Source organism: Streptomyces spinosus (assembly GCF_020400655.1).
In the GTDB taxonomy this organism is placed as follows: domain Bacteria; phylum Actinomycetota; class Actinomycetes; order Streptomycetales; family Streptomycetaceae; genus Streptomyces; species Streptomyces argyrophylli.
This window is the reverse complement of the sequence record NZ_JAINRC010000001.1, coordinates 571,984-593,708: the sequence shown is the minus strand read 5'-3', so window position 1 is coordinate 593,708 and position 21,725 is coordinate 571,984. Positions and strand designations below refer to the sequence as shown.

Sequence of the window (21,725 nt, the reverse complement as noted above, 5' to 3'; positions counted from 1 at the left end):
GGCCCCGGGGCCGGTACCGGGCGGCTTAAAGTGAACCGGTGAACGGCGACTGGCTCCTCCGCGGCCGAGACGGCCGGCTCAGTGTCTACCAGCTGTCGGGCGACGCCGTCCTGTGCCGGGCGGAGCGCGGCCCCCACGGCCCCTGGTCCGCCCCGCGCAAGGTCGGTGGCGAGCAGAGACTGCACACCGTCCTGGCGGTCGGTCAGGGCTCCGACAGCTACGCTCACCTCGTCTCCTGGCGGCCCACCGCCAAGGGCGAGTCCGGGCTCGTGCACTCCACGCACTTCCGCCCGCACCTGGCGGCCCTGGACTGGCACCCGATCGGCCACCCGGACAAGAAGGGCGACCGCACCGGCACGCCCGCCGTCGCGGTGGACGCCCAGGGCCGCGCCCACGTCTTCGTCCGCAACAAGAGCGGCTCAGTCAGCATGCTCGCCCAGAAGGAGAAGGGCGGCTGGGACCCCTGGCGGGACCTGAAGGGCAAGGAGGTCCACGACGGACTCGCGGCGGTCACGGGGGAGTCCGGCCGCGTCGAGCTGTACGCGGCCGTACCGCAGGGGCTGCTGTACTGGCGTCAGGACGAGCCGGGCGCCCAGCCCGTGCTCCAGGAGGCGCTGAAGGCACCGGTCCGCCCGGGCACCCTGCGCGCCCTGGCCACCTCCCCCGGGCGCACGACCGTCTTCTACACCGGCACCTCCGGCGACCTGTGCGCCTGGCGGCCGGGCGGCGAGCCGGTCACCCTGCTGCCCGCGGCCGGCCCGGGGCCGGTGTCGGCGGTCCGCTGCGACCTGGACGGCCACGACTGCACCCTGCTGGTCCAGCGGACCGAGAGCCGCCGCGTCGCCTTCGCCGCGTACCCGACCGAACAGGAGTCGGCGGGCGCCTGGTGGACCGAGTCGGGTCCCGAACTCCCGCTGGACGCGCTGGTGTCCCTCACGACGGACGAGGAGGACCGGGTGGTGGCGGCAACGTTGTCCCCGTCGGCCGGACGGCTGCTGCTGACCCGGCGCAAGGACGAGCCGGGGCTGGCGCTGGAGGCGTGGCGGGAGGTCTGAGCGCGCCGTGATGGGATGGGCGTCGTGGACACCGAGACACTGATCGACGCCTGGCGGCGTCTCCTCGCCGGATCCGGGAAACCGTGGGTGCTGTTCGAGCACGGCACGTGCGTGGTGCTGGAGGAGCCGGGGGGAGTGCCCGCCGACCGGGCCACCGCGATCCTGCGCGAGTACGGCCCCGTGAGCGTGGGCGGTCCGGCGGGCGACTTCCGGGTGCTCGAACTGGACAACGGCGAGGGCTGGCTGGTGACGGGCCACCACCCGGACGTCGTCACCTTCGTCGCCCTGGAGGAGTCGGAGGACCCCTCCCACCTGGCCGTGGGCATCCTCGGGCGTTCCCGCCGCGACCGGGACGGCAGGGAGCTCCACGTCGTCCACGTCGACGACGGCCGTTCCGCCGGGGTCTGAGCCCCGGCCGGACCCGGAAACGTCGGCTGCCCGCACCCCGGGCGGAGTGCGGGCACCCGGCGTTCACCGGTGGAGCGTCACGCCGGGACGCTCGCCACGCCCGGCGCCAGGAACCGCTTGCCGTTGACGCGCTCGCTGACGCCCTCACGGTCCAGGTACGGCGTGATGCCGCCCAGGTGGAAGGGCCAGCCGGCGCCCGTGATCAGGCACAGGTCGATGTCCTGGGCCTCGGCGACGACGCCCTCGTCGAGCATGAGCCCGATCTCCTGCGCCACCGCGTCCAGCACCCGCGCCCGGACCTGCTCCTCGGTCAGCACGACGTCGCCCTGCTTGAGCAGCGCGGCGACCTCCGGGTCCAGCTCCGGCTTGCCGCTGTCGTAGACGTAGAAGCCGCGCTTGCCCGCCTCCACGACCGCCTTGAGGTTCGGGGAGACCGTGAAGCGGTCCGGGAACGCGCCGTGCAGCGTCTCGGAGACGTGCAGACCGATCGCGGGGCCGACCAGCTCCAGCAGCACCAGCGGGGACATCGGCAGACCGAGCGGCTCGACGGCCTTCTCGGCGACCTCGACCGGGGTGCCCTCGTCGATGACGTTCTGGATCTCGCCCATGAAGCGGGTCAGGATGCGGTTCACGACGAACGCCGGGGCGTCCTTGACCAGCACCGCGGTCTTCTTCAGCTTCTTGGCGACGGCGAACGCGGTCGCGAGGGACGCGTCGTCCGTCTTCTCGCCGCGGACGATCTCCAGCAGCGGCAGGACGGCCACCGGGTTGAAGAAGTGGAAGCCCACGACCCGCTCCGGGTGCTTGAGCTTCGACGCCATCTCCGTCACCGACAGGGACGAGGTGTTGGTGGCGAGGATCGCGTGCGCCGGGGCGACCGCCTCGACCTCCGCGAACACCTGCTGCTTGACACCGATCTCCTCGAACACGGCCTCGATGACGAAGTCCGCGTCGGAGAAGCCCTCCGCCTTGTCCAGGACACCGGTCACCAGCGCCTTGAGGCGGTTGGCCTTGTCCTGGTTGATCCGGCCCTTGCCGAGCAGCTTGTCGATCTCGGCGTGGACGTAGCCCACACCCTTGTCGACCCGCTCCTGGTCGATGTCGGTCAGCACGACCGGCACCTCCAGGCGGCGCAGGAAGAGGAGCGCCAGCTGGGAGGCCATGAGGCCCGCGCCGACCACGCCCACCTTGGTGACCGGGCGCGCCAGGTTCTTGTCCGGGGCGCCGGCGGGACGCTTGCCGCGCTTCTGCACCAGGTTGAACGCGTAGATGCCGGCGCGCAGTTCACCGCCCATGATCAGGTCGGCGAGGGCCTGGTCCTCCGCGTCGAAGCCCTGCTGGAGGTCCTCGTTCTTCGCGGCGGCGATGATGTCGAGGGCGCGGTAGGCGGCCGGGGCCGCGCCGTGCACCTTGGAGTCCGCGATGAAGCGGCCCTTGGCGACGGCCTGGTCCCAGGCCTCGCCGCGGTCGATCACCGGGCGCTCGACCTTGATGTCGCCCTTGAGCACCTGGGCGGTCCAGATCAGCGACTGCTCCAGGAAGTCGGCGCCCTCGAAGAGCGCGTCCGCGATCCCGAGGTCGAAGACCTGCTGGCCCTTGAGCTGCTTGTTCTGGTTGAGCGAGTTCTCTATGACGACCGAGACGGCCTTCTCGGGGCCGATGAGGTTCGGCAGCAGCGTGCAGCCGCCCCAGCCGGGCACCAGGCCGAGGAAGACCTCGGGCAGCGAGAACGCCGGGATCGCCTTGGAGACGGTGCGGTAGGTGCAGTGCAGGCCGACCTCGACGCCGCCGCCCATCGCCGCGCCGTTGTAGTAGGCGAAGGTCGGGACGGCCAGCTTCGCCAGGCGCTTGAAGACCTCGTGGCCGCCCTTGCCGATGGCGAGCGCGTGCTCGTGCTCCTTGAGCAGCTCGACGCCCTTGAGGTCGGCGCCGACCGCGAAGATGAACGGCTTGCCGGTGATGCCGACGCCGACGATCTCGCCGTCCGCGGCCTCCTTCTCGACCTGGTCGATCGCGGTGTTCAGGTTCGCGAGCGAGGCGGGGCCGAAGGTGGTCGGCTTGGTGTGGTCCAGGCCGTTGTCCAGCGTGATCAGCGCGAAGCGGCCGGCGCCGGAGGGAAGGTCGAAGTGGCGCACGTGCGCGCTGGTGACGACCTCGTCGGGGAACAGGTCCGAGGCCTGCTTCAGAAGCTCGGCGGTGGTGCTCACTTGTCCCCCTCGAAGTGCGGGTTCTCCCAGACGACCGTCGCGCCCATGCCGAAGCCGACGCACATGGTGGTCAGGCCGTAGCGGACGTGCGGCTGCTCCTCGAACTGGCGGGCCAGCTGCGTCATCAGGCGGACGCCGGAGGAGGCCAGCGGGTGACCGAAGGCGATGGCGCCGCCGTACTGGTTGACGCGCTCGTCGTCGTCGGCGATGCCGTAGTGGTCGAGGAAGGCCAGCACCTGCACGGCGAAGGCCTCGTTGATCTCGAACAGGCCGATGTCGGAGATGGACAGGCCCGCCTTGGCGAGGGCCTTCTCCGTGGCCGGGATCGGGCCGTAGCCCATGACCTCTGGCTCCACGCCCGCGAAGGCGTACGACACCAGGCGCATCTTGACCGGCAGGCCGTTCTCGCGGGCGAAGTCCTCGCTCGCGATGATCGACGCGGTGGCGCCGTCGTTCAGGCCGGCCGCGTTGCCGGCGGTGACCCGGCCGTGCACACGGAACGGCGTCTTGAGGTTCGCCAGGTTCTCCAGGGTGGTCCCCGGGCGCATCGGTTCGTCGGCGGTGACCAGGCCCCAGCCGGTCTCCCCGCCCTCCGGGCTGGTCCGGCGCACCGAGATGGGCACCAGGTCGGCCTGGATCTTGCCGTTGGCGTAGGCCTTGGCGGCCTTCTCCTGCGAGCGCACCGCGTACTCGTCGGCCCGCAGCTTGGTGATGTGCGGGTAGCGGTCGTGCAGGTTCTCCGCGGTCATGCCCATGAACAGGGCCGACTCGTCCACCAGCTTCTCGCTCACGAAGCGCGGGTTCGGGTCGACGCCCTCGCCCATCGGGTGGCGGCCCATGTGCTCGACGCCACCGGCGATGACGGCGTCGTAGGCGCCGAAGGCGATGGAACCGGCGGTGGTCGTCACGGCGGTCAGCGCGCCGGCGCACATCCGGTCGATGGAGTAACCGGGCACGGACTGCGGCAGACCCGCGAGGATGCCGGCGGTACGGCCGAGGGTCAGACCCTGGTCACCGATCTGCGTGGTCGCCGCGATGGCGACCTCGTCGATCTTCTTCGGGTCCAGACCGGGGTTGCGGCGCAGCAGCTCCCGGATCGCCTTCACGACGAGGTCGTCGGCGCGGGTCTCGTGGTAGATGCCCTTCGGGCCCGCCTTGCCGAACGGGGTACGGACGCCGTCGACGAAGACGACGTCCCTGACGGTACGAGGCACGATGGCTCTCCTCCTGTGCGGGATGGCACTGCTGCGTTGCGCTGAGCGCGCGCTCAGAACCCATGCTACTTATCAGTAACGTAGCTGCACAGTCCGGGAGGCCGGAGCGGTGAAGGTCACATCCGCGGCGGCCCTGTTCCCGCCGGCCGCCTTTGGGACCGGGGGACGACACTCCACGGCGGCTTCCGCGTCTTCTTCGTGTGCCCGCCGCCCCGGGATCTTGGCGTGATCTCGACGTCCCTTCACCGCTTCGGCGGCCCCCTGAGGCGCCCCGCGTGCGAGAAGCGGGAGCAGGGGAGCGGCCACCGGCGCCGCGCTTCTCAGTCCCGGGCCGACAGGGCGTCGACCAGTACCGGCGTGACCAGCTCGGTCTGCCAGGGCCGCGCGCCGTACCCGGCCAGCGCGGCACTCACGGAGGCCTCGTCGACGGACGCCGGCGGCTCCCAGCAGATCCGCCGCACCGTGTCCGGGGAGATCACGTTCTCCTGGGGCATGGCGAGCCGTTCGGCCAGGGCGGTCACCCCCGCCCGGGCGGCGGACAGCCGAGCGGCCGCGGCCGGGTCCTTGTCGGCCCAGGCACGCGGCGGCGGGGGACCCGTCACCGGCTGCCCCGGCTGCGGCAGCGCGCTGTCGGGAAGGGCCTTGGCGCGGTCCACGGCGGCCTGCCACTGCTCCAGCTGCCGCCGGCCCATCCGGTGCCCGAACCCGGTCAGCCCGGCGAGGACGTGCACATTGCCCGGCAGGGCCAGCGCCGCCTCCACGATGGCCGTGTCGCTCAGCACCTTCCCCGGCGACACGTCCCGCCGCTGCGCGATCCGGTCCCGCGTCTGCCACAGCTCGCGCACGACCGCGAGCTGCCGGCGCCGGCGCACCTTGTGCATCCCGGACGTGCGGCGCCAGGGATCCTTGCGCGGCTCGGCCGGGGGCGCGGACGCGATCGCGTCGAACTCCTGCAGGGCCCACTCCAGCTTGCCCTGCCGGTCCAGCTCCTTCTCCAGGGCGTCCCGCAGGTCGACGAGGAGCTCGACGTCGAGCGCGGCGTAGCGCAGCCAGGGCTCGGGCAGCGGACGGGTCGACCAGTCGACGGCCGAGTGGCCCTTCTCCAGGACGAAGCCGAGGACGCCCTCCACCATGGCGCCGAGACCGACCCGGGGGAAGCCCGCGAGCCGGCCGGCCAGCTCGGTGTCGAACAGGCGGCTCGGGACCATGCCTATCTCGCGCAGACAGGGCAGGTCCTGGGTGGCCGCGTGCAGCACCCACTCCACGCCGGACAGGGCCTCGCCGAGGGCGGACAGGTCGGGGCAGGCGACGGGGTCGATCAGCGCGGTCCCGGCGCCCTCACGGCGCAGCTGCACCAGGTAGGCGCGCTGCCCGTAGCGGTAGCCGGAGGCACGCTCGGCGTCCACGGCGACCGGGCCGGTGCCGGCGGCGAAGGCGGCGACCACCCGGTCGAGGGCCGCCTCGTCGGCGATCACGGGCGGGATGCCCTCGCGCGGTTCCAGCAAAGGAGTCGGCGCCCCCGTCACAGAAGAACCTGCGTCGTCCGGAGGGGTGCCCCCGGTGATGCGCAGGGAACTGTCTGCTGCGGTGTCTTGGGCGTCGGTCACCTGTCAAGGGTATCCGTGTGTGGACCGCGCCCGTCGACGGAACGTTCCGTCGACGGGCGCGAGAGGGGCGTAAACCAGTCAGCTCGGGGAAAGGGCTGGTTCACACGAGTGAAGGCCGGGTCCGCCGAAGGGGGGCGTCCGGCCGGCTCAGTGGATGATCCCGGTGCGCAGGGCCACGGCCACCATGCCGGCGCGGTCCCCGGTCCCCAGCTTGCGGGCGATACGGGCGAGGTGGCTCTTGACGGTCAGGGCGGACAGGCCCATGGAGACGCCGATCGCCTTGTTCGACTGGCCCTCCGCGACCAGCCGCAGCACCTCGACCTCGCGTCCCGACAGTTCCCGGTAGCCGCCCGGGTGGCTCGGGGCACCCGGGGGACGGCGGTGCATGCGGGCGGCGCCGCCGAGGGGAGCGGCGCCGGGCCGGGCGGGGAGCCCGATGTTGGTGCGGGTGCCGGTGACGACGTAGCCCTTGACACCGCCGGCCAGCGCGTTGCGGACGGCGCCGATGTCGTCGGCGGCGGACAGGGCGAGTCCGTTGGGCCAGCCCGCGGCGCGGGTCTCGGACAGCAGGGTGAGGCCGGAGCCGTCGGGCAGGTGGACGTCGGCGACGCAGATGTCGCGCGGGTTGCCGATGCGGGGACGAGCCTCCGCGATGGACGAGGCCTCGATGACGTCGCGCACGCCGAGCGCCCACAGGTGGCGGGTGACGGTGGAGCGGACGCGGGGGTCGGCCACGACCACCATGGCGGTCGGCTTGTTCGGGCGGTAGGCGACCAGGCTTGCGGGTTGCTCGAGGAGAACGGACACCAGGCCTCCTGGGTGGGGGGACGGGGCCGGCTTGTGGGGATGAAGCCGGGACGAACCGTGCTTTCAAGGTCACAGTCGTCTTCGGCAGCAAACTCGTCCGCCTTTAGAGAATGATCACGATCTAGTGAGTAACAATCTGTGCAATTCGGACACGCGATCGATCATGCGAAGATCAAGTCGGTTCGAGCGGGTGCGATTCGAGTACGGAAAATGGCCGTATCGACAAAGAGACGGTCAATGAAGGGTCGGGTGCCGACCGGTCACCGGGACTGCGGACCCCTGCGCTGCGGCAGGGTCACCACCGACGCGTCCCCGGGCCCGGCCGGCGGCAGGCCCGCGACCTGGGCCAGCAGATCGCACCAGGAGGCCAGGTGGGCGGCCGTGTCCGGCACTCCGCCCAGGCCCTCGCGGGGCGTCCAGGAGGCCCGGATCTCGATCTGCGAGGCGGCCGGCCGCTCGGCCAGCCCGCCGAAGTAGTGCGAGCTGGCACGCGTGATCGTGCCGCTCGGCTCGCCGTAGCCCAGCCCGCGCGCCGCCAGCGCCCCGGTCAGCCAGGACCAGCACACCTCCGGCAGCAGCGGATCGGCCGCCATCTCCGGCTCCAGCTCCGCGCGCACCAGCGTCACCAGCCGGAACGTGCCCCGCCAGGCGTCGTGCCCGGCCGGGTCGTGCAGCAGCACCAGCCGGCCGTCGGCCAGCTCCTGCTCACCGTCCACCACCACCGCCTCCACCGCGTACGCGTAGGGGGCGAGCCGCTGCGGGGCCGGCGTCGGCTCCACCTCCACCTGCGGCCGCAGCCGGCCGGCGCGCAGGGCCTCGACCGCGGTGCGGAAAGCCGGCGGACCCGAGGCACCCGGGTGCCCGTCCGCCTCCTCGGTGTCCTTCACGTCGTCCGTTCCGTCAGCGCTGTCCGACATTCGTCCGTGAGCCGCAGCCATGCGGGGAAGAGTAAGGGGAACCGGGGCGCCGTGCAGGGCAAGACACCCCCTGTGACCTACGCGCCTGCGCCCGGCCGGCGGGGACACCCGCCCGGTCCCCGCCCGGCGGCCGTGCGAAACTTGCCTCGTGACCGCCATTGACACCCCGCAGCCGACAGCGACGTACGACAGCGCCTTCCTCAAGGCGTGCAGGCGCGAACCCGTGCCGCACACGCCTGTGTGGTTCATGCGCCAGGCCGGCCGCTCCCTGCCGGAGTACCGCAAGGTGCGCGAAGGCGTCCCCATGCTGGAGTCCTGCATGCGGCCCGAGCTGGTCACCGAGATCACGCTCCAGCCGGTGCGCCGGCACGACGTGGACGCGGCGATCTTCTTCAGCGACATCGTCGTCCCGCTGAAGGCCATCGGCCTCGACCTCGACATCAAGCCCGGCGTCGGCCCGGTCGTCGAGCAGCCGGTCCGCACCCGCGCCGACCTGGCGCGGCTGCGCGACCTCACCCCCGAGGACGTCCCCTACGTCACCGAGGCCATCGGCATGCTCACCCGTGAGCTGGGCGCCACCCCGCTGATCGGCTTCGCGGGCGCGCCTTTCACCCTCGCGAGCTACCTGGTCGAGGGCGGCCCCTCGCGCACGTACGAGAACGCCAAGGCGATGATGTACGGCGACCCCGAGCTGTGGGCCGACCTGCTGGACCGGCTCGCCGACATCACGGCCGCCTTCCTGAAGGTCCAGATCGAGGCCGGCGCGAGCGCCGTCCAGCTCTTCGACTCCTGGGCCGGTGCCCTGGCCCCCGCCGACTACCGCACGTCGGTCATGCCGGCCTCCGCGAAGGTCTTCGACGCGGTCGCCGGGTACGGCGTCCCGCGCATCCACTTCGGCGTCGGCACCGGTGAGCTGCTGGGGCTCATGGGCGAGGCCGGCGCGGACGTCGTCGGCGCCGACTGGCGCGTCCCGCTCGACGAGGCCGCCCGCCGTGTCGGCCCCGGCAAGGCGCTCCAGGGCAACCTGGACCCGACCGTCCTGTTCACCGACAAGGACACCGTCGCCGCCAAGGCCCGTGAGGTGCTCGACGCCGCCGCCGGCCTGGAGGGCCACGTCTTCAACCTCGGCCACGGCGTCATGCCGAACACCGACCCGGACGCGCTGACCCGGCTCGTGGAGTACGTCCACACCGCCACCGCGCGCTGAGCCGCCGCCGGCTCACCAGGAGTAGTGGGGCCGCGCGCGCCTGCCGAACAGCAGGCCGGGCGGCTCCGGCGGGGGCGGTGTGCCGGGCTTGAGCGGCCAGGCCAGCAGCATCCCGGCCACGAAGCCGACCACGTGCGCCGCGTACGCCACCGTGCCGGCGCCGGACACTCCGTGCCCGGACGAGTACACCGCCTGGAGCCCGAACCAGAAGCCCAGCACCAGCCAGGCGGGCAGCCTCAGCGGCAGGAAGACCAGGAACGGCACCAGGACCCACACCCTGGCCTTCGGGTAGAGGACCAGATAGGCGCCGAGGACGCCGGCGATCGCGCCGGACGCGCCGATCAGGGGGTCCGAGGAGGTGTCGTTGAGCAGCGCGAAGCCGTAGCCGGCCGCGTAGCCGCAGACGACGTAGAAGAGGAAGTAGCGGATGTGCCCCATCCGGTCCTCGACGTTGTTGCCGAAGATCAGCAGGAAGAGCATGTTGCCCAGCAGGTGCAGCCAGCCGCCGTGCAGGAACATCGCCGTGAAGACGGACAGCGCCGGGGACTTGTCGTAGCGGGGCGGCCCGACGACGCAGCCGGGGCCGCCGGGGCCCAGGCCGACGTCCCCGGTCGGCACGATCCGGGGCATCTGATGGTGGATCAGTTCCCGGGGGACCGCCGCGTAGTGGTCCATGAAGGCCTGCAGATGGCACAGCTGCGCCAGCTCGCTGCTGCCCGCCACGGAACCGGCTATGCCGGGCGTGGTGATGAACACGAGCACGTTGGCGGCGATGAGGGCGTACGTCACCCAGGGGGTGCGGCGCACCGGGTTCACGTCATGAACGGGGATGACCACACAGGAGTAGTGCCCGCGATCCGGCGTACGAACCGGTGAACGCCACCGGGCGCGTGTGCGTATCCCTTCACAACCGACGTGAGGAACAGGCGATGACGAACGCTCCGCAGGTTTCGGCGATGCACGCTCTGCCCGACGGTGAGGCGGAGATCTCTCTGGTCGTACGGCTCCCCTGGGAGGACGTCGCGCGGCTCGGCCAGGAGGCGGGCCGGCTCGCCACGCAGATGCAGCGGCCCGTGACCCTGGACGAGGCGGTCAGCTACCGGCTGCGGTCCAGCCGGCCGCCGGCGTCCCACGCGAAGCCCTCCGGGGAGCAGCCGGCGGCGGTCTCGGCCCTGCCGCGGATCACCGGTACGGCATAGACGCGCCGCGGGGTACGGCGCCGCCGGGGCCGGTCGATGCCCGCGCCCCTTGCGCCGGTCAGCTCGCCCGCACCTTCGCGGCGGCCTTCCTCGCCGCCACCAGGATCGGGTCCCACACCGGCGAGAACGGCGGGGCGTAGCCCAGGTCCAGGGCCGTCATCTGCTCCACCGTCATCCGCGCGGTCAGCGCCACCGCCGCGATGTCGACCCGCTTCGCCGCCCCCTCCCTGCCGACGATCTGCACGCCCAGCAGCCGGCCCGTGCGGGACTCGGCGAGCATCTTGACCGTCATGGGGGCGGCGCCGGGGTAGTAGCCGGCGCGGCTGGTCGACTCGATGGTGACCGTCTCGAAGCGCAGGCCCACCCGGCGGGCGTCCTTCTCCCGCAGCCCGGTGCGGGCGATCTCCAGGTCGCAGACCTTGCTGACCGCCGTGCCGACGACACCGGGGAAGGTGGCGTAGCCGCCGCCGGCGTTGGTGCCGATGACCTGGCCGTGCTTGTTGGCGTGGGTGCCGAGCGGGACGTACTGCTCCTGTCCGGAGACCAGGTTCAGCACCTCCACGCAGTCCCCGCCCGCCCAGATGTCCTCGTGCCCGCGCACCCGCATCGCGAGGTCGGTGAGCAGCCCGCCGTGGGCGCCGAGCGGGAGGCCGGCCGCGCGGGCCAGGGAGGTCTCCGGGCGGACGCCGATGCCCAGGACCACCAGATCCGCCGGGTACTCGGCGTGCTCCGTGGCCACCGCGCGCACCCGGCCGTCGTCCCCGGTGAGGACCTTGGTGACCTCCGCGTCGTTCACCATGGTGATGCCGAGGCCCTGCATGGCCCGGTGCACCATCCGGCCCATGTCCGGGTCGAGCGTCGACATGGGCTCCTTGCCGCGGTTGACGACCGTCACCTCGAAGCCCCGGTTGATCAGCGCCTCGGCCATCTCGACGCCGATGTAGCCGGCCCCGACGACCACCGCCCTGCGGCCGGGCGTGCCGGCCAGCGTGTCCAGCAGGGCCTGCCCGTCGTCCAGGGTCTGCACGCCGTGCACGCCGGGGGCGTCCACGCCGGGCAGGTCCGGACGGACCGGGCGGGCGCCGGTGGCGATGACGAGCCGGTCGTACGGCGTCCAGGACTCCGCGCCGGAATCGACGTCCCGCGCGCGCACCCGCCGTCCCGGCACGTCGATCTCCGTGACCTCGGTGCGCAGCCGCAGATCGATCCCGCGCGCCTGGTGCTCCTCGGGCGTCCGGGCGATGAGACGGTCCCGCTCGGGGACCTCGCCGCCCACCCAGTACGGGATGCCGCACGCCGAGAAGGAGGTGAAGTGGCCGCGCTCGAAGGCCACGATCTCCAGCTCCCCGGGGCCCTTCAGCCGCCGCGCCTGCGACGCCGCGGACATGCCCGCGGCGTCGCCGCCGATCACGACCAGCCGTTCCCTGCCGTCGCTGCCCCGCCCACCGCTCATCCTCATGGGAACACGCTACGGGGCGCGGTTCCTTCCGTCCCGGCCGCCCTCCCGGGCTCCGGCCGGCTCAGTCCGCCGCGCCCCGCCCGGCCGGCTCGGCGGACTCGGGTGCCGGGCGGGCCGACGGCAGCGGGCCGGGCGCGGCCGTCGCCTTCGCGGGCCCGGCGCTGCGCGGCAGCCGGGGCCGTACGACCCGCAGCCACAGCACCACCAGCAGCGCGGCGAGGGCCACGAACGGCAGGGCCGCGCCGAGCGCCAGCGCGACCCAGCGCAGCCCCCCGGCGAACGCGTGCCAGCCGCCCGACAGCGCGTCCGAGAAGCCCGGCGAGCCGTCCGCCCGCCGCACCGGGGGCTCGGACAGCGACAGGGTGATGGTGGCCAGGCCGGTGCGGTCCTTCAGGGACGCCTGCCGGGCCAGCAGCGCCTCCAGATCGGCCTGGCGGCTGCTCAGTTCCCCCTCCAGGGCGACCACGTCGCTCAGCTTGGCGGCCTTCTCCATCAGCGCCCGGATCCGGGCCACGCTGGCCCGCTGCGACGCCACCCGGCTGTCCACGTCCACGACCTGGTCGGTGACGTCGACCGCCTTGGCCGTACGTTCGACCACCCGGCCCGCCCCCTGGAGGCCGGCGAGGACCTCGTCGTACCGCTCGGTCGGCACGCGCAGGACGGCCCGGGTCTGCTCGTGCCCGTCCTCGTCGCGGCTCGTCGTCTCGTTGCCGACGTAACCGCCCGCGTCCTCGGCGGCCGTCCGGGCCGCCTCCAGGGCCCTGGACACGTCGTGGACCTCGACGGTGAGGGACGCGGTGCGGATGATCGCGTCCGGGGCGGGCCTCGGCGTCCCGCGCACGGCCCTGCCGCCCCCCGCCGTGCCGTCGCCGCCCGTGCCGCCGCGGGCGCCGGCCGCCTCGGCCCTGCCGTCCGAGGCGGCCTTGGAGGAGCCGCCCAGGTCGCCGGCGCCGCCGCACCCGGCGAGCGCGAGACAGGCGGCGAGCAGGACCCCGGCCGGAATCCGGCGGCGGCGTGCGGTGTGTGGTGTGCGCATGGGCGTACCCCCCGGGGCTTGTGGGCTGGGACGGTCCTTCGACGGCGCGGCGCGCGGGAACGATCGGCGGCGCCGGTTCCGATGCGGTCACGGTCCGGACTCGTCCCGGACACCGCCTCACGGCGGGAGCGCCGGCGGGGTCTGAGAGAGTGGGGGCATGAGCGCAAGGGGTAGCAGCGCGCCGGGTGGGAGCCCGGGGCACGTCGTCGTCATCGGGGCCGGCATCGCCGGACTGGCCGCCGCGCACCGGCTGCTGGGGCGCGGAGCGCGGGTGACGGTGCTGGAGGCCGCAGACCGGGTCGGCGGCAAGCTGCTGCCCGGCGAGATCGCCGGCGTGCGGGTCGACCTGGGCGCCGAGTCCCTGCTCGCCCGCCGCCCCGAGGCGGTGGCCCTCGCGCGCGAGGCCGGACTGGGCGAGCAGCTCCAGCCGCCCGCCACCGCGACCGCCTCGATCTGGACCCGCGGTGCCCTGCGGCCCATGCCCAAGGGCCATGTGATGGGCGTGCCCGGCACCGCCGCCGCCCTGACCGGCGTCCTCTCGGACGAGGGCCTGGCCCGCGTCGAGCGCGACGCCGACCTGCCCCGCACCGAGACCGGCGACGACGTGGCCGTGGGGGAGTACGTGGCGGCCCGGCTCGGCCGCGAGGTCGTCGACCGGCTCGTCGAACCCCTGCTCGGCGGGGTGTACGCGGGCGACGCCTACCGCATCTCCATGCGTTCCGCCGTCCCGCAGCTCTTCCAGGCCGCCCGCACCCACGTCTCCCTCACGCGGGGCGTCCGCGAGATCCAGGCGAAGGCCGCCGCCCAGCAGCAGACCGGGCCGGTCTTCATGGGCATCGCCGGCGGGGTCGGGCGGCTGCCGTCGGCGGTCGCCGACTCGGTGCGGGCGCGGGGCGGCGAGATCCTGACCGGCACGCCCGCGCGGGAACTGCGCCGGGACGCGTCCGGCGGCTGGCGGATCACCGCCGGGGAACGCGTGCTGCACGCCGACGCCGTGATCGTCGCCGTACCCGCCCCGGCCGCCGCCGCCCTGCTGCGCGCCGAGTCCCCGGCCGCCGCCGCCGAGCTGGCCGCCGTCGAGTACGCCTCGATGGCCCTCGTCACCCTCGCCTACCGGCGTGCCGACCTGCGCCTGCCCGAGGGCAGCGGCTTCCTGGTGCCGCCCGTCGACGGCCGGACCATCAAGGCCGCCACCTTCGCCTCCCGGAAGTGGGGCTGGATCGCCGAGGAGGACCCGGACGTGGTCGTCCTGCGCACGTCCGTGGGCCGCTACGGCGAGAGCGAGATCCTCGGCCGGGACGACGCCGGCCTGGTGGCGGTCTCCCGGCACGACCTGCGGGAGGCCACGGGCCTGGACGCGGTACCGCTGCGGACCCGGGTCACCCGCTGGACCGACGGCCTGCCGCAGTACCCCGTCGGGCACCACGCGCGCGTGGCCCGCGTCCGCGAGCGGATCGCCAGGCTGCCGGGGCTCGCGGTGTGCGGCGCCCAGTACGACGGCGTCGGCGTCCCGGCCTGCATCGCGAGCGCGTACGCGGCGGTGGACCAGCTCGGCGGCGACCTCGCCGGGGTCCGGGAGCTGACGGCCAACCCGGTGCAGAGCCTGCACGGCGGAGCGGGAGAATAGGGACCATGAGTGACGACGCCCCCACCACCGAGTCCGGCAGGATCCCGAACAAGGGCAAGCTGGCCAAGGACCTCAACGAGGTCATCCGCTACACCCTCTGGTCCGTCTTCAGGCTGAAGGACGTCCTGCCGGAGGACCGCGCGGGCTACGCCGACGAGGTCCAGGAGCTGTTCGACCAGCTCGCCGCGAAGGACGTGACGATCCGCGGCACCTACGACGTCTCCGGCCTGCGCGCCGACGCCGACCTCATGATCTGGTGGCACGCCGAGACCAGCGACCAGCTCCAGGAGGCGTACAACCTCTTCCGCCGCACGAGGCTCGGCCGCGCGCTGGAGCCGGTGTGGTCGAACATGGCGCTGCACCGCCCCGCCGAGTTCAACCGCTCGCACATCCCGGCGTTCCTCGCCGACGAGACGCCCCGCAACTACGTGAGCGTCTACCCCTTCGTCCGCTCCTACGACTGGTACCTGCTGCCCGACGAGGACCGGCGCCGGATGCTCGCCGACCACGGCAAGATGGCCCGTGGCTACCCGGACGTGCGCGCCAACACGGTCGCCTCGTTCTCCCTCGGCGACTACGAGTGGATCCTGGCCTTCGAGGCCGACGAGCTCTACCGCATCGTCGACCTCATGCGTCACCTGCGCGCCTCCGAGGCCCGCATGCACGTCCGCGAGGAGGTCCCGTTCTTCACGGGCCGCCGCAAGGACATCGGCGAACTGGTGGCGGGCCTCGCCTGAAGCGCCCCCGAAGGGGCGCGGGGGAACGGCGCGACCGGGCACGGGGAACCCGCGGCCGGCCGGCGCCCCGATCGGGAACCCTGGTAGTCGCGCCTAACGCCGGATGCCCTTGCCCTTGAGGGCATCCCGCCGAACCCCCTTGTCGGCCGGACCGCCGGAGGCGACCGGTTCGGGGCGCGGCGCGCACGACGCGTGCCGTGCCGGGACGCGGCCCTCCAGCAGGTACGCCTCCAGGTACCCGTTGACGCACCTGTTGGGTCCGCCGCCGACGCCGTGCGTGCCCGCGTCCCGCTCGGTCACCAGCACCGAGCCCGCCAGCCGCCGGTTCATCTCCAGCGCGCCCGTGTACGGCGCGGCGGCGTCCCGCTCGGCCGCCAGGACCAGCACCGGCGGCAGCTCGCCGACCCCGGTGCGCACGTCCAGCGGCCGTTGCCGGGGCGCCGGCCAGTAGGCGCACGGCAGGTTCATCCAGGCGTTGTCCCAGGTCTCGAAGGGTGCCACCCGGGCGAGCCGCGTGTTGTCCCGGTCCCACACCGCCCAGTCCGTCGGCCAGGGCGCGTCGTTGCACTCCACGGCCGTGTACACCGCGTTGCCGTTCTCCGCCTCGGTGGCGGACTCCGGGCTCGGCGTGGCCAGCCGGACGAGCGGCTTCGGGTCGCCGTGCAGATACGCCGAGAGCGCCGCCGCGCGGCTCGGCCAGAAGTCGTCGTAGTACCCGGCCGTCAGCAGGACGTTCTGCAACTGGCCCGGACCGACCGTCCCGCCCGCCGCCTTGACGGCCAGCCGTTCGCGCGCGGTGTCGTAGCTGCGCTGCACCCGCGCGGGCGTGGCGCCGAGCCGGTACACGTCGTCGTGCCGGGCGATCCACTCACGGAAGTCCGCCCAGCGCTCCTCGAACGCCGCCGACTGGTCCAGGTTGCTGCGGTACCAGATCTTCTGCGGGTCCGGGTTCACCGCCGAGTCCAGCACCATGCGCCGCACGTGGGAGGGGAACATCGTCGCGTACAGCGCCCCGAAGTAGGTGCCGTACGACGCCCCCATGAAGGTCAGCCGGTCCTCGCCCAGCGCGGCCCGCAGGACGTCGAGGTCGCGGGCGTTGTTGAGCGAGTTGTAGAACCGCAGCCCGCTCCCCGACCGCCGGGCACAGCCGCGCGCGTACGCCTTCGCCTGCGCGACGCGCTGCCGCTTGTACGCCTCCGAGGGGTGCGACGGTGCCGCGGTGGGCGCCTTGAAGAAGTGCTTCGGGTCCTCGCAGGACAGCGGCGCCGACCGGCCGACGCCGCGCGGGGCGTAGCCGACGAGGTCGTAGGCGGCGGCGACCCGCTGCCACGCCGGGATCGCGCCGATGAGCGGGAAGTACATGCCGGAGGCGCCGGGGCCGCCCGGGTTGAAGACCAGGGCGCCCTGCCGGGGGACCCTCCGCTTGCTGTTGCGCGGGTCCTTGTGGGTGGCCTCGGCGCGGCTGACGGTCAGCCGGATCCGCTTGCCGTTCGGGTGGGCGTAGTCCAGCGGGACGCTCACCGTGCCGCAGCGCACGCCGGCCGGTGCCTCCGGCACGTCGGCGGCGGAGCACGGACCGAAGTCGATCCCGGCCGCCCGGGCGCGGGCCACGGCCACCGCCGTGCCGCGCAGCTCGGCCGCGCCGGGGGCGCCCGCCGTGCCGGGGCTACCGGGTGTGCCGCCCGCCGGGGCCGCGGCCAGGGTGGTCAGGAGCAAGGAACCGGCGGCCGAGTAGAGGGCGGCAGCTTTCATCGCGTATCCCTTCGGTGCGCGGCGGCGATGGCACGGCTGCCACGGCCCACGACGACAGAAGGGATATTTCGGTCGTCCGTGAGGGAAGGCAAGCACCGCCGGGCCGGTGTCGGCCGCAATGCCCCCTGTGCGCCCCCGGAAGCCGCCCCCGGCCCCGCCGGGCCGTCCTGCGCGTCGTCACTCCCGCCAGGGCTGGTCGCGGTGGGTGAAGGCCGCGCGCAACTCCGGTTCGCCTATCGCCCGGACGCCGCGTACGGCCACCGAGGTGAGGAACGAGCGCTCGTCCCCGGCCGGCCTGCCGGCCAGCGCGCTCAGCAGCCGCTGTCCGGCCGGGGACGCCCAGCGCGAGTACGGATGCACCTCGAACCGGGCGATGGCCAGGCAGCTCAGCGCCAGGGCGAGGGGCAGGGCGAACCACAGGCCCACCAGCAGCCGGGGCGTCCCGGTCCGGACGGGCAGCAGCAGCGCGGTCACGCCCAGCGCGGCCACGACGAACACCGAGGCCCGCACCTGGCGGACGGCGGCCCCCACGGTGGTCCCCGTGCCCTCGGGCACCGCGAGACCCGCGCGGACCAGCCCGTCTGCCAGCCGGCGCACCGCCTCGGCGCCGGCCGCCCGGGCCCGTACCGGAGCGATCCGCGACTGGCCCTCCGGCCCTATGGCCCCTATGACGGACTGCTCCATCTCGTCCCGCCCCCGCGGGTCCACGACCGTCGCCCAGCCCGTGTGCGCGAGCAGCAGCCGGCGCTGGCGGGCCATGGAGACCAGGGTCACGTCGGCGACCCGCGCGGGGCCGCCGGAGAGGAAGGCCGCCTCGTACAGCGTCAGATCACGCTCCCCGTCCGCCGGTGCGTCACGCGCGTCCGCGGCTGCCGAACGGACGGCAGCAAGGCACAGCCGGGCGCAGGCCGTACCGGCGAAAGACCAGGCCAGGAGCAGGAGAAGGACCCAGAACATGACGTGTTTCTATGCCAGGGGACTGGGCGGACGCCATGCCCTTTCCACGATCCGGACGCAGTGTTGCCGGTCTGTGACGTTCCGCTTTCCGGGCTGGTCAGGGGCTGCTCGTGGCCGGCGGCGGGCCGCTGGTGGCCGGCGGCAGCGGCACGGTCTCGCCGGGCGACGTCTGGGTTTGTGACGCCTGGCCCGCTGACGGATCGGCCGCTGACGGATCGGCCGCTGACGGATCGGCCGCTGACGGCTCGACCGGTACGGCCGCGCCGGGGTCCACCTCCGACGGGGTCGGCACCGGGGAGGCGGAGGCCGCCAGATCCCTGGCCAGTGCGCCGAAGTCGACGTACCCGGTCGCCTCCAGGACCCTGATGTGGTCCAGGACGGTCGCGTTGGCGTCGTCGGCGAGATCGCGGACCAGGGAGTTCTGGGTCCCGGCCCGGATCTGCGCGACCAGCGAGAACACCCGGCCGTGCGCGAGCCGCAGGATGCCGGCGAACTGGCGGTCGAAGTCCTGGCCCTGGGCCCTGTCCAGGGTGGCGAGCCACTGCTTCTGCTGCTCGTTCGGCTCGTTGGGCAGCGCGATGCCGAGCTGGGTGGCGACCGTCCGGACGTGCGCGTCGAGGGAGGTGTGGCCGTCGACGAGGTGCCGGCCGGCCGTGCGGACGGCGGGCGTGGTCCCCTTGCTCTGCGCCAGCTGTCCGGCGGGCAGCTCCCACAGCCCGGCCAGCCGCACCTTGGTGACGAAGTCCCGGTCCTGCGCGGACAGCGGGCCGTACGGGGTCGTCACCGTCTGCGCGCTGAGCACGCTCGCGCTCGCCGGGTCGTCCTGCCGCTCGGCGTACGACCACAGCGGGACGAGCAGCGCGACAACCGTCGCCGCCAGGCCGGTGACGATGAGCCCGGTGCCGCTGAATATGCCTCGGCCGTTGACCGGGGGTCGCGGTCGCGGTCGCATGATGCCTCCTGCGCCGCACGCCGGGGTGTGCTGGGGATGGGTGCGGGGTTGGCATACTACTTGGGGGCCGGGGCGGCGCTCCGCGCTGCCGCCGGGGGGATGAGGCCCGCACGGCGACCCGGCGCGGCGGCACCTGGCCGGTGCCGGCCGGCGCGGCCCGGTCCGGGCGGCGCGGGGCCACGCGTCAGACCCGGCGCCGCAGAACCCGCTCCACGGGCCCCCGCTTGCGCGGTGCCGGGCCCGAGCGGTCCAGCCACCAGTCCCGCAGTTCGCGCCGCGCCCCCGCGCCGTCCGGCCGCCCCAGCTTCAGCAGGTGGCCGGCGAAGTCCAGCGCGTCCAGCCGGTAGCCCCCGCGCATCGGCCGCTGCCGGGCGTACTCCAGGAACGCCTCCCGGTACCCCGCCCCCAGGATCACCGGCAGCTCGGGCGCCACCTTCGCCACGACCCCCGCCCGCTTCGCCGCGAGCGCCCGCGCCTGCACCCCCATCCGCACCCGGTCGAACCCCTCCGGCACCGGCGTGCCCGCCACCAGCGACGACAGCACGGCGGTCTGCGCGACCCCGACCCGCTCACGCACGTCCGCCGGGGGCGCCGCCACCGGCCTCGCCAGGACACCGACACCCCCGGTCCGCGCACCCCCGACGGCCGGCGCCCCGGTCGTGCCCCCTGCCGTGCTTCCCGCCGCGCGCCCGACCGTCACCGCTTCCCGGATCGTGTCCAGCTCCCGCTCCAGCTCCGCCGGTGCCGGGAAGTTCTCGTCCCGCTCCAGCAGCACCCCCGGCGGCTCGGCCCGGGCGGCGAGGGAGGTCAGGATGTCGAGGACCGGACGCGGCACGGGGTGCGCATGGCTGTCGTGCCAGACGCCGTCCCGCTCGAAGCCGCCCGCGACATGGACGTAGGCGATCGCCTCGAGGGGCAGCGCGGCCAGCGCCCCCGCGGGGTCCTCGCCCCGGTTGACGTGGTTGGTGTGCAGGTTGGCCACGTCGATCAGCAGCCGTACGCCGGTCCGCTCGACCAGCTCGGACAGGAACTCCCCCTCGGTCAGCTCCTCGCCCGGCCAGGAGAACAGCGCGGCGATGTTCTCCAGGGCCAGCGGCACCGGCAGCGCGTCCTGCGCGATGCGGACGTTCTCGCACAGCACGTCCAGCGCGTCCCGGGTGCGCGGCACCGGCAGCAGATGACCGGCCTCCAGGCGCGGGGAGGCGGTGAGCGCGCCGCCCGCCCGGACGAAGGCGATGTGCTCGGTGACCAGCGGTGAGCCGAGCGCCTCCGCCCGCTCGGCGAGCGCCGTCAGCCGCCCCTCGTCGGGCCGGTCCGCGCCCCCGAGACCGAGGGAGACGCCGTGCGGGACCACCGTCACCCCGCGCTCGCGCAGCCGCAGCAGCGACGGGGGCAGGTGGCCGGGGCAGACGTTCTCCGCCACGACCTCCACCCAGTCGATGCCGGGCATGCGCTCCACGGCGTCCGCGATCTCCGGCCGCCACCCGATCCCGGTCCCCAGTCGCCGCATGGTGCTTCCCCCTCCTCGGCCCGTGCTGCTGCGTCGAGTGACGGGGATATGGCCCCGGCGACCGCCCCCGAACCTTCCGGGTGACGCCTTCAGAGCAACATTTGAGGTTGCGGGACGGCGGGGCGCTCCCCGGTCAGCGCAGGCCCGGGTGGTCCGCCACCACCGTGCAGGAGCCGGGGGCGATCTCCGTGAAGCCGGCGTCGCGGACCACGGGCAGGCCGCTGGTGGTCAGGCGGGGCCAGTCGGCCGGGGCGGCGGTGCGGACGGCGAGGGGGAATCCGGCGTCGCGCCAGGCGGCGCGGGCGGTGTCCGGCAGGGCCCACCAGGCGAGCTGGGCGCCGTGGCCGGCCTGGGCCATCGCCTTGCCGGCCGACATCTCCAGGTCCGGGTTCAGCCAGAGCACGACCCGGCCGGCCGGGTCGGCGGGGGCCGGCGGTTCCGGGTCGTCCAGCTCGGTGCCCGACACCTGGAGCCTCGCCAGGTCCTTCGGCCAGCCGTCCAGCGGGACCGGCGGGAAGACCCGGACCTCCGCGGAGGCGCCCGTCACCGTGATCCCGGGCAGCGCCTCGGCGCGCCGCCACTCCGCGCCCCGGGCCCGCCGGACCACCTTCCGGATCCGGGCGTCCTCCCAGCCGCGCACCGCCTCAGCCCACTCGCCGTCACCGTGCGCCCGCTCGTCGCCGAGCAGGGTCAGCACGGCCCGGGCGGCGGTCTCCAGGGCGTCGGTACGGGCCGGTGGTGTGCCCCGTTCGATCCGTACCACGAGCGGCAGGACGAACTGGGGCGCCTCGTCGCGCGGATCGGGCGCGGGCCGGGCGGGGCTGTCGGCGGTGGGGGCGGGAACGTGGCTCACGGGAGCCCAGCCTACGAAGCCCCGGGCGGACCGATCAACGCGCGGTGCGCCCGCGGGAGATTTCCGGGGACACCGGTGAACCGGCCGGCCGCCCTCACCCCTCTTGATCGATCGGAGGGACTGGAGGGGGAGTGCCATGAGTCCGTACTTCGGCATCGGGGACGAGACGCCGTGGAATCCGTCCCACGGGGCCGCCCGGCGCCTCCTGCGGCAGGTGGAGG

At 74.0% G+C, this 21,725-nt stretch carries 19 protein-coding genes; 6 read left to right on the top strand and 13 right to left on the bottom strand.

Features of this window, described 5'->3' with window-relative positions; all coding sequences use genetic code 11:
* Positions 1-38: 38 nt before the first annotated feature.
* Together LG395_RS02540 and LG395_RS02535 are read left to right on the top strand one after the other, a co-directional pair.
* Positions 39-1,055, top strand: a complete 1,017-nt coding sequence (locus LG395_RS02540; RefSeq protein WP_225808267.1) for a PLL family lectin — start codon at positions 39-41, stop codon at positions 1,053-1,055.
* 15 nt (positions 1,056-1,070) lie between these two features.
* Positions 1,071-1,463 carry a hypothetical protein gene (locus LG395_RS02535; protein ID WP_225808266.1) on the top strand — a complete coding sequence of 131 codons (393 nt, stop codon included), beginning with the start codon at positions 1,071-1,073 and terminating at the stop codon, positions 1,461-1,463.
* A gap of 77 nt (positions 1,464-1,540) precedes the next feature.
* Here LG395_RS02535 and LG395_RS02530 read toward each other — a convergent pair whose 3' ends face one another.
* From LG395_RS02530 to LG395_RS02510, 5 genes are all read right to left on the bottom strand, one after another.
* Positions 1,541-3,670: a 3-hydroxyacyl-CoA dehydrogenase NAD-binding domain-containing protein gene (locus tag LG395_RS02530; RefSeq protein ID WP_225808265.1), complete on the bottom strand. Its 2,130-nt coding sequence runs from the start codon at positions 3,668-3,670 to the stop codon at positions 1,541-1,543.
* Positions 3,667-4,884: a thiolase family protein gene (locus LG395_RS02525; RefSeq protein WP_171151863.1), complete on the bottom strand. Its 1,218-nt coding sequence runs from the start codon at positions 4,882-4,884 to the stop codon at positions 3,667-3,669. The genes LG395_RS02530 and LG395_RS02525 overlap by 4 nt, the downstream gene beginning before the upstream one ends.
* A 320-nt stretch (positions 4,885-5,204) precedes the next feature.
* Positions 5,205-6,491, bottom strand: coding sequence for a ribonuclease D (locus tag LG395_RS02520; RefSeq protein ID WP_225808264.1), 1,287 nt, complete (start codon positions 6,489-6,491; stop codon positions 5,205-5,207).
* Between the two features lie 147 nt (positions 6,492-6,638).
* Positions 6,639-7,298 carry a response regulator transcription factor gene (locus LG395_RS02515; protein ID WP_037655387.1) on the bottom strand — a complete coding sequence of 220 codons (660 nt, stop codon included), beginning with the start codon at positions 7,296-7,298 and terminating at the stop codon, positions 6,639-6,641.
* 260 nt (positions 7,299-7,558) lie between these two features.
* Positions 7,559-8,236 (bottom strand): DUF3000 domain-containing protein, encoded by a 678-nt coding sequence (locus tag LG395_RS02510; RefSeq protein ID WP_171151859.1) that lies wholly within the window; start codon positions 8,234-8,236, stop codon positions 7,559-7,561.
* A gap of 127 nt (positions 8,237-8,363) precedes the next feature.
* On the opposite strand from LG395_RS02510, the gene hemE reads away from it, so the two are divergent.
* Entirely contained in the window at positions 8,364-9,422 is a 1,059-nt protein-coding gene (gene hemE / locus LG395_RS02505; RefSeq protein ID WP_171151857.1) for a uroporphyrinogen decarboxylase, read from the top strand.
* Positions 9,423-9,434: 12 nt separating this feature from the next.
* Here hemE and LG395_RS02500 read toward each other — a convergent pair whose 3' ends face one another.
* Positions 9,435-10,259, bottom strand: a complete 825-nt coding sequence (locus tag LG395_RS02500; RefSeq protein WP_225808263.1) for a rhomboid family intramembrane serine protease — start codon at positions 10,257-10,259, stop codon at positions 9,435-9,437.
* Between the two features lie 119 nt (positions 10,260-10,378).
* Between LG395_RS02500 and LG395_RS02495 the strand changes: the two genes are divergently transcribed.
* Entirely contained in the window at positions 10,379-10,621 is a 243-nt protein-coding gene (locus LG395_RS02495; protein WP_171159607.1) for a hypothetical protein, read from the top strand.
* 58 nt (positions 10,622-10,679) lie between these two features.
* Here the strand turns inward: LG395_RS02495 and LG395_RS02490 are convergent, their stop codons facing one another.
* Positions 10,680-12,080: an FAD-dependent oxidoreductase gene (locus tag LG395_RS02490; RefSeq protein WP_225808261.1), complete on the bottom strand. Its 1,401-nt coding sequence runs from the start codon at positions 12,078-12,080 to the stop codon at positions 10,680-10,682.
* A 61-nt stretch (positions 12,081-12,141) separates the two neighbouring features.
* On the bottom strand, positions 12,142-13,116 hold the full coding sequence (locus LG395_RS02485) for a DUF4349 domain-containing protein (protein ID WP_225808260.1): 975 nt from the start codon (positions 13,114-13,116) through the stop codon (positions 12,142-12,144).
* Between the two features lie 157 nt (positions 13,117-13,273).
* On the opposite strand from LG395_RS02485, the gene hemG reads away from it, so the two are divergent.
* Positions 13,274-14,743 (top strand): protoporphyrinogen oxidase, encoded by a 1,470-nt coding sequence (gene hemG / locus LG395_RS02480; RefSeq protein WP_225808259.1) that lies wholly within the window; start codon positions 13,274-13,276, stop codon positions 14,741-14,743.
* Positions 14,744-14,748: 5 nt separating this feature from the next.
* A complete protein-coding gene (hemQ, locus tag LG395_RS02475) occupies positions 14,749-15,480 on the top strand; it encodes a hydrogen peroxide-dependent heme synthase (RefSeq protein ID WP_171151847.1) in 732 nt (243 codons plus the stop codon).
* Positions 15,481-15,573: 93 nt separating this feature from the next.
* On the opposite strand, the gene LG395_RS02470 is transcribed toward hemQ, so the two are convergent.
* The 5 genes from LG395_RS02470 to LG395_RS02450 all read right to left on the bottom strand — a co-directional run bounded on the left by LG395_RS02470 (position 15,574) and on the right by LG395_RS02450 (position 21,504).
* Positions 15,574-17,232, bottom strand: coding sequence for an alpha/beta hydrolase (locus LG395_RS02470; protein WP_225808258.1), 1,659 nt, complete (start codon positions 17,230-17,232; stop codon positions 15,574-15,576).
* Positions 17,233-17,409: 177 nt separating this feature from the next.
* Positions 17,410-18,189 (bottom strand): TIGR04222 domain-containing membrane protein, encoded by a 780-nt coding sequence (locus tag LG395_RS02465; protein ID WP_171151843.1) that lies wholly within the window; start codon positions 18,187-18,189, stop codon positions 17,410-17,412.
* A gap of 97 nt (positions 18,190-18,286) precedes the next feature.
* Complete coding sequence (locus LG395_RS02460) at positions 18,287-19,141, bottom strand: DUF4142 domain-containing protein (protein WP_225808257.1); 855 nt, start codon at positions 19,139-19,141, stop codon at positions 18,287-18,289.
* Between the two features lie 184 nt (positions 19,142-19,325).
* Complete coding sequence (locus tag LG395_RS02455) at positions 19,326-20,651, bottom strand: MbnB/TglH/ChrH family RiPP precursor modification enzyme (protein WP_225808256.1); 1,326 nt, start codon at positions 20,649-20,651, stop codon at positions 19,326-19,328.
* A 133-nt stretch (positions 20,652-20,784) separates the two neighbouring features.
* The gene (locus tag LG395_RS02450) at positions 20,785-21,504 is read right to left on the bottom strand and encodes a peptidyl-tRNA hydrolase (RefSeq protein ID WP_225808255.1); all 720 of its coding nucleotides are present in this window, start codon (positions 21,502-21,504) and stop codon (positions 20,785-20,787) included.
* Positions 21,505-21,725 lie beyond the last annotated feature (221 nt).

Bases quoted from the DNA above. Each gene is read 5' to 3' on its own strand.
- LG395_RS02535 (WP_225808266.1), top strand. From the start codon at position 1,071: ATGGGCGTCGTGGACACCGAGACACTGATCGACGCCTGGCGGCGTCTC.
- LG395_RS02485 (WP_225808260.1), bottom strand. From the start codon at position 13,116: ATGCGCACACCACACACCGCACGCCGCCGCCGGATTCCGGCCGGGGTC.
- LG395_RS02460 (WP_225808257.1), bottom strand. From the start codon at position 19,141: ATGCGACCGCGACCGCGACCCCCGGTCAACGGCCGAGGCATATTCAGC.
- LG395_RS02470 (WP_225808258.1), bottom strand. From the start codon at position 17,232: ATGAAAGCTGCCGCCCTCTACTCGGCCGCCGGTTCCTTGCTCCTGACC.
- LG395_RS02495 (WP_171159607.1), top strand. From the start codon at position 10,379: ATGCACGCTCTGCCCGACGGTGAGGCGGAGATCTCTCTGGTCGTACGG.
- LG395_RS02510 (WP_171151859.1), bottom strand. From the start codon at position 8,236: ATGGCTGCGGCTCACGGACGAATGTCGGACAGCGCTGACGGAACGGAC.
- LG395_RS02490 (WP_225808261.1), bottom strand. From the start codon at position 12,080: ATGAGGATGAGCGGTGGGCGGGGCAGCGACGGCAGGGAACGGCTGGTC.
- hemG (WP_225808259.1), top strand. From the start codon at position 13,274: ATGAGCGCAAGGGGTAGCAGCGCGCCGGGTGGGAGCCCGGGGCACGTC.
- LG395_RS02455 (WP_225808256.1), bottom strand. From the start codon at position 20,651: ATGCGGCGACTGGGGACCGGGATCGGGTGGCGGCCGGAGATCGCGGAC.
- LG395_RS02465 (WP_171151843.1), bottom strand. From the start codon at position 18,189: ATGTTCTGGGTCCTTCTCCTGCTCCTGGCCTGGTCTTTCGCCGGTACG.
- hemQ (WP_171151847.1), top strand. From the start codon at position 14,749: ATGAGTGACGACGCCCCCACCACCGAGTCCGGCAGGATCCCGAACAAG.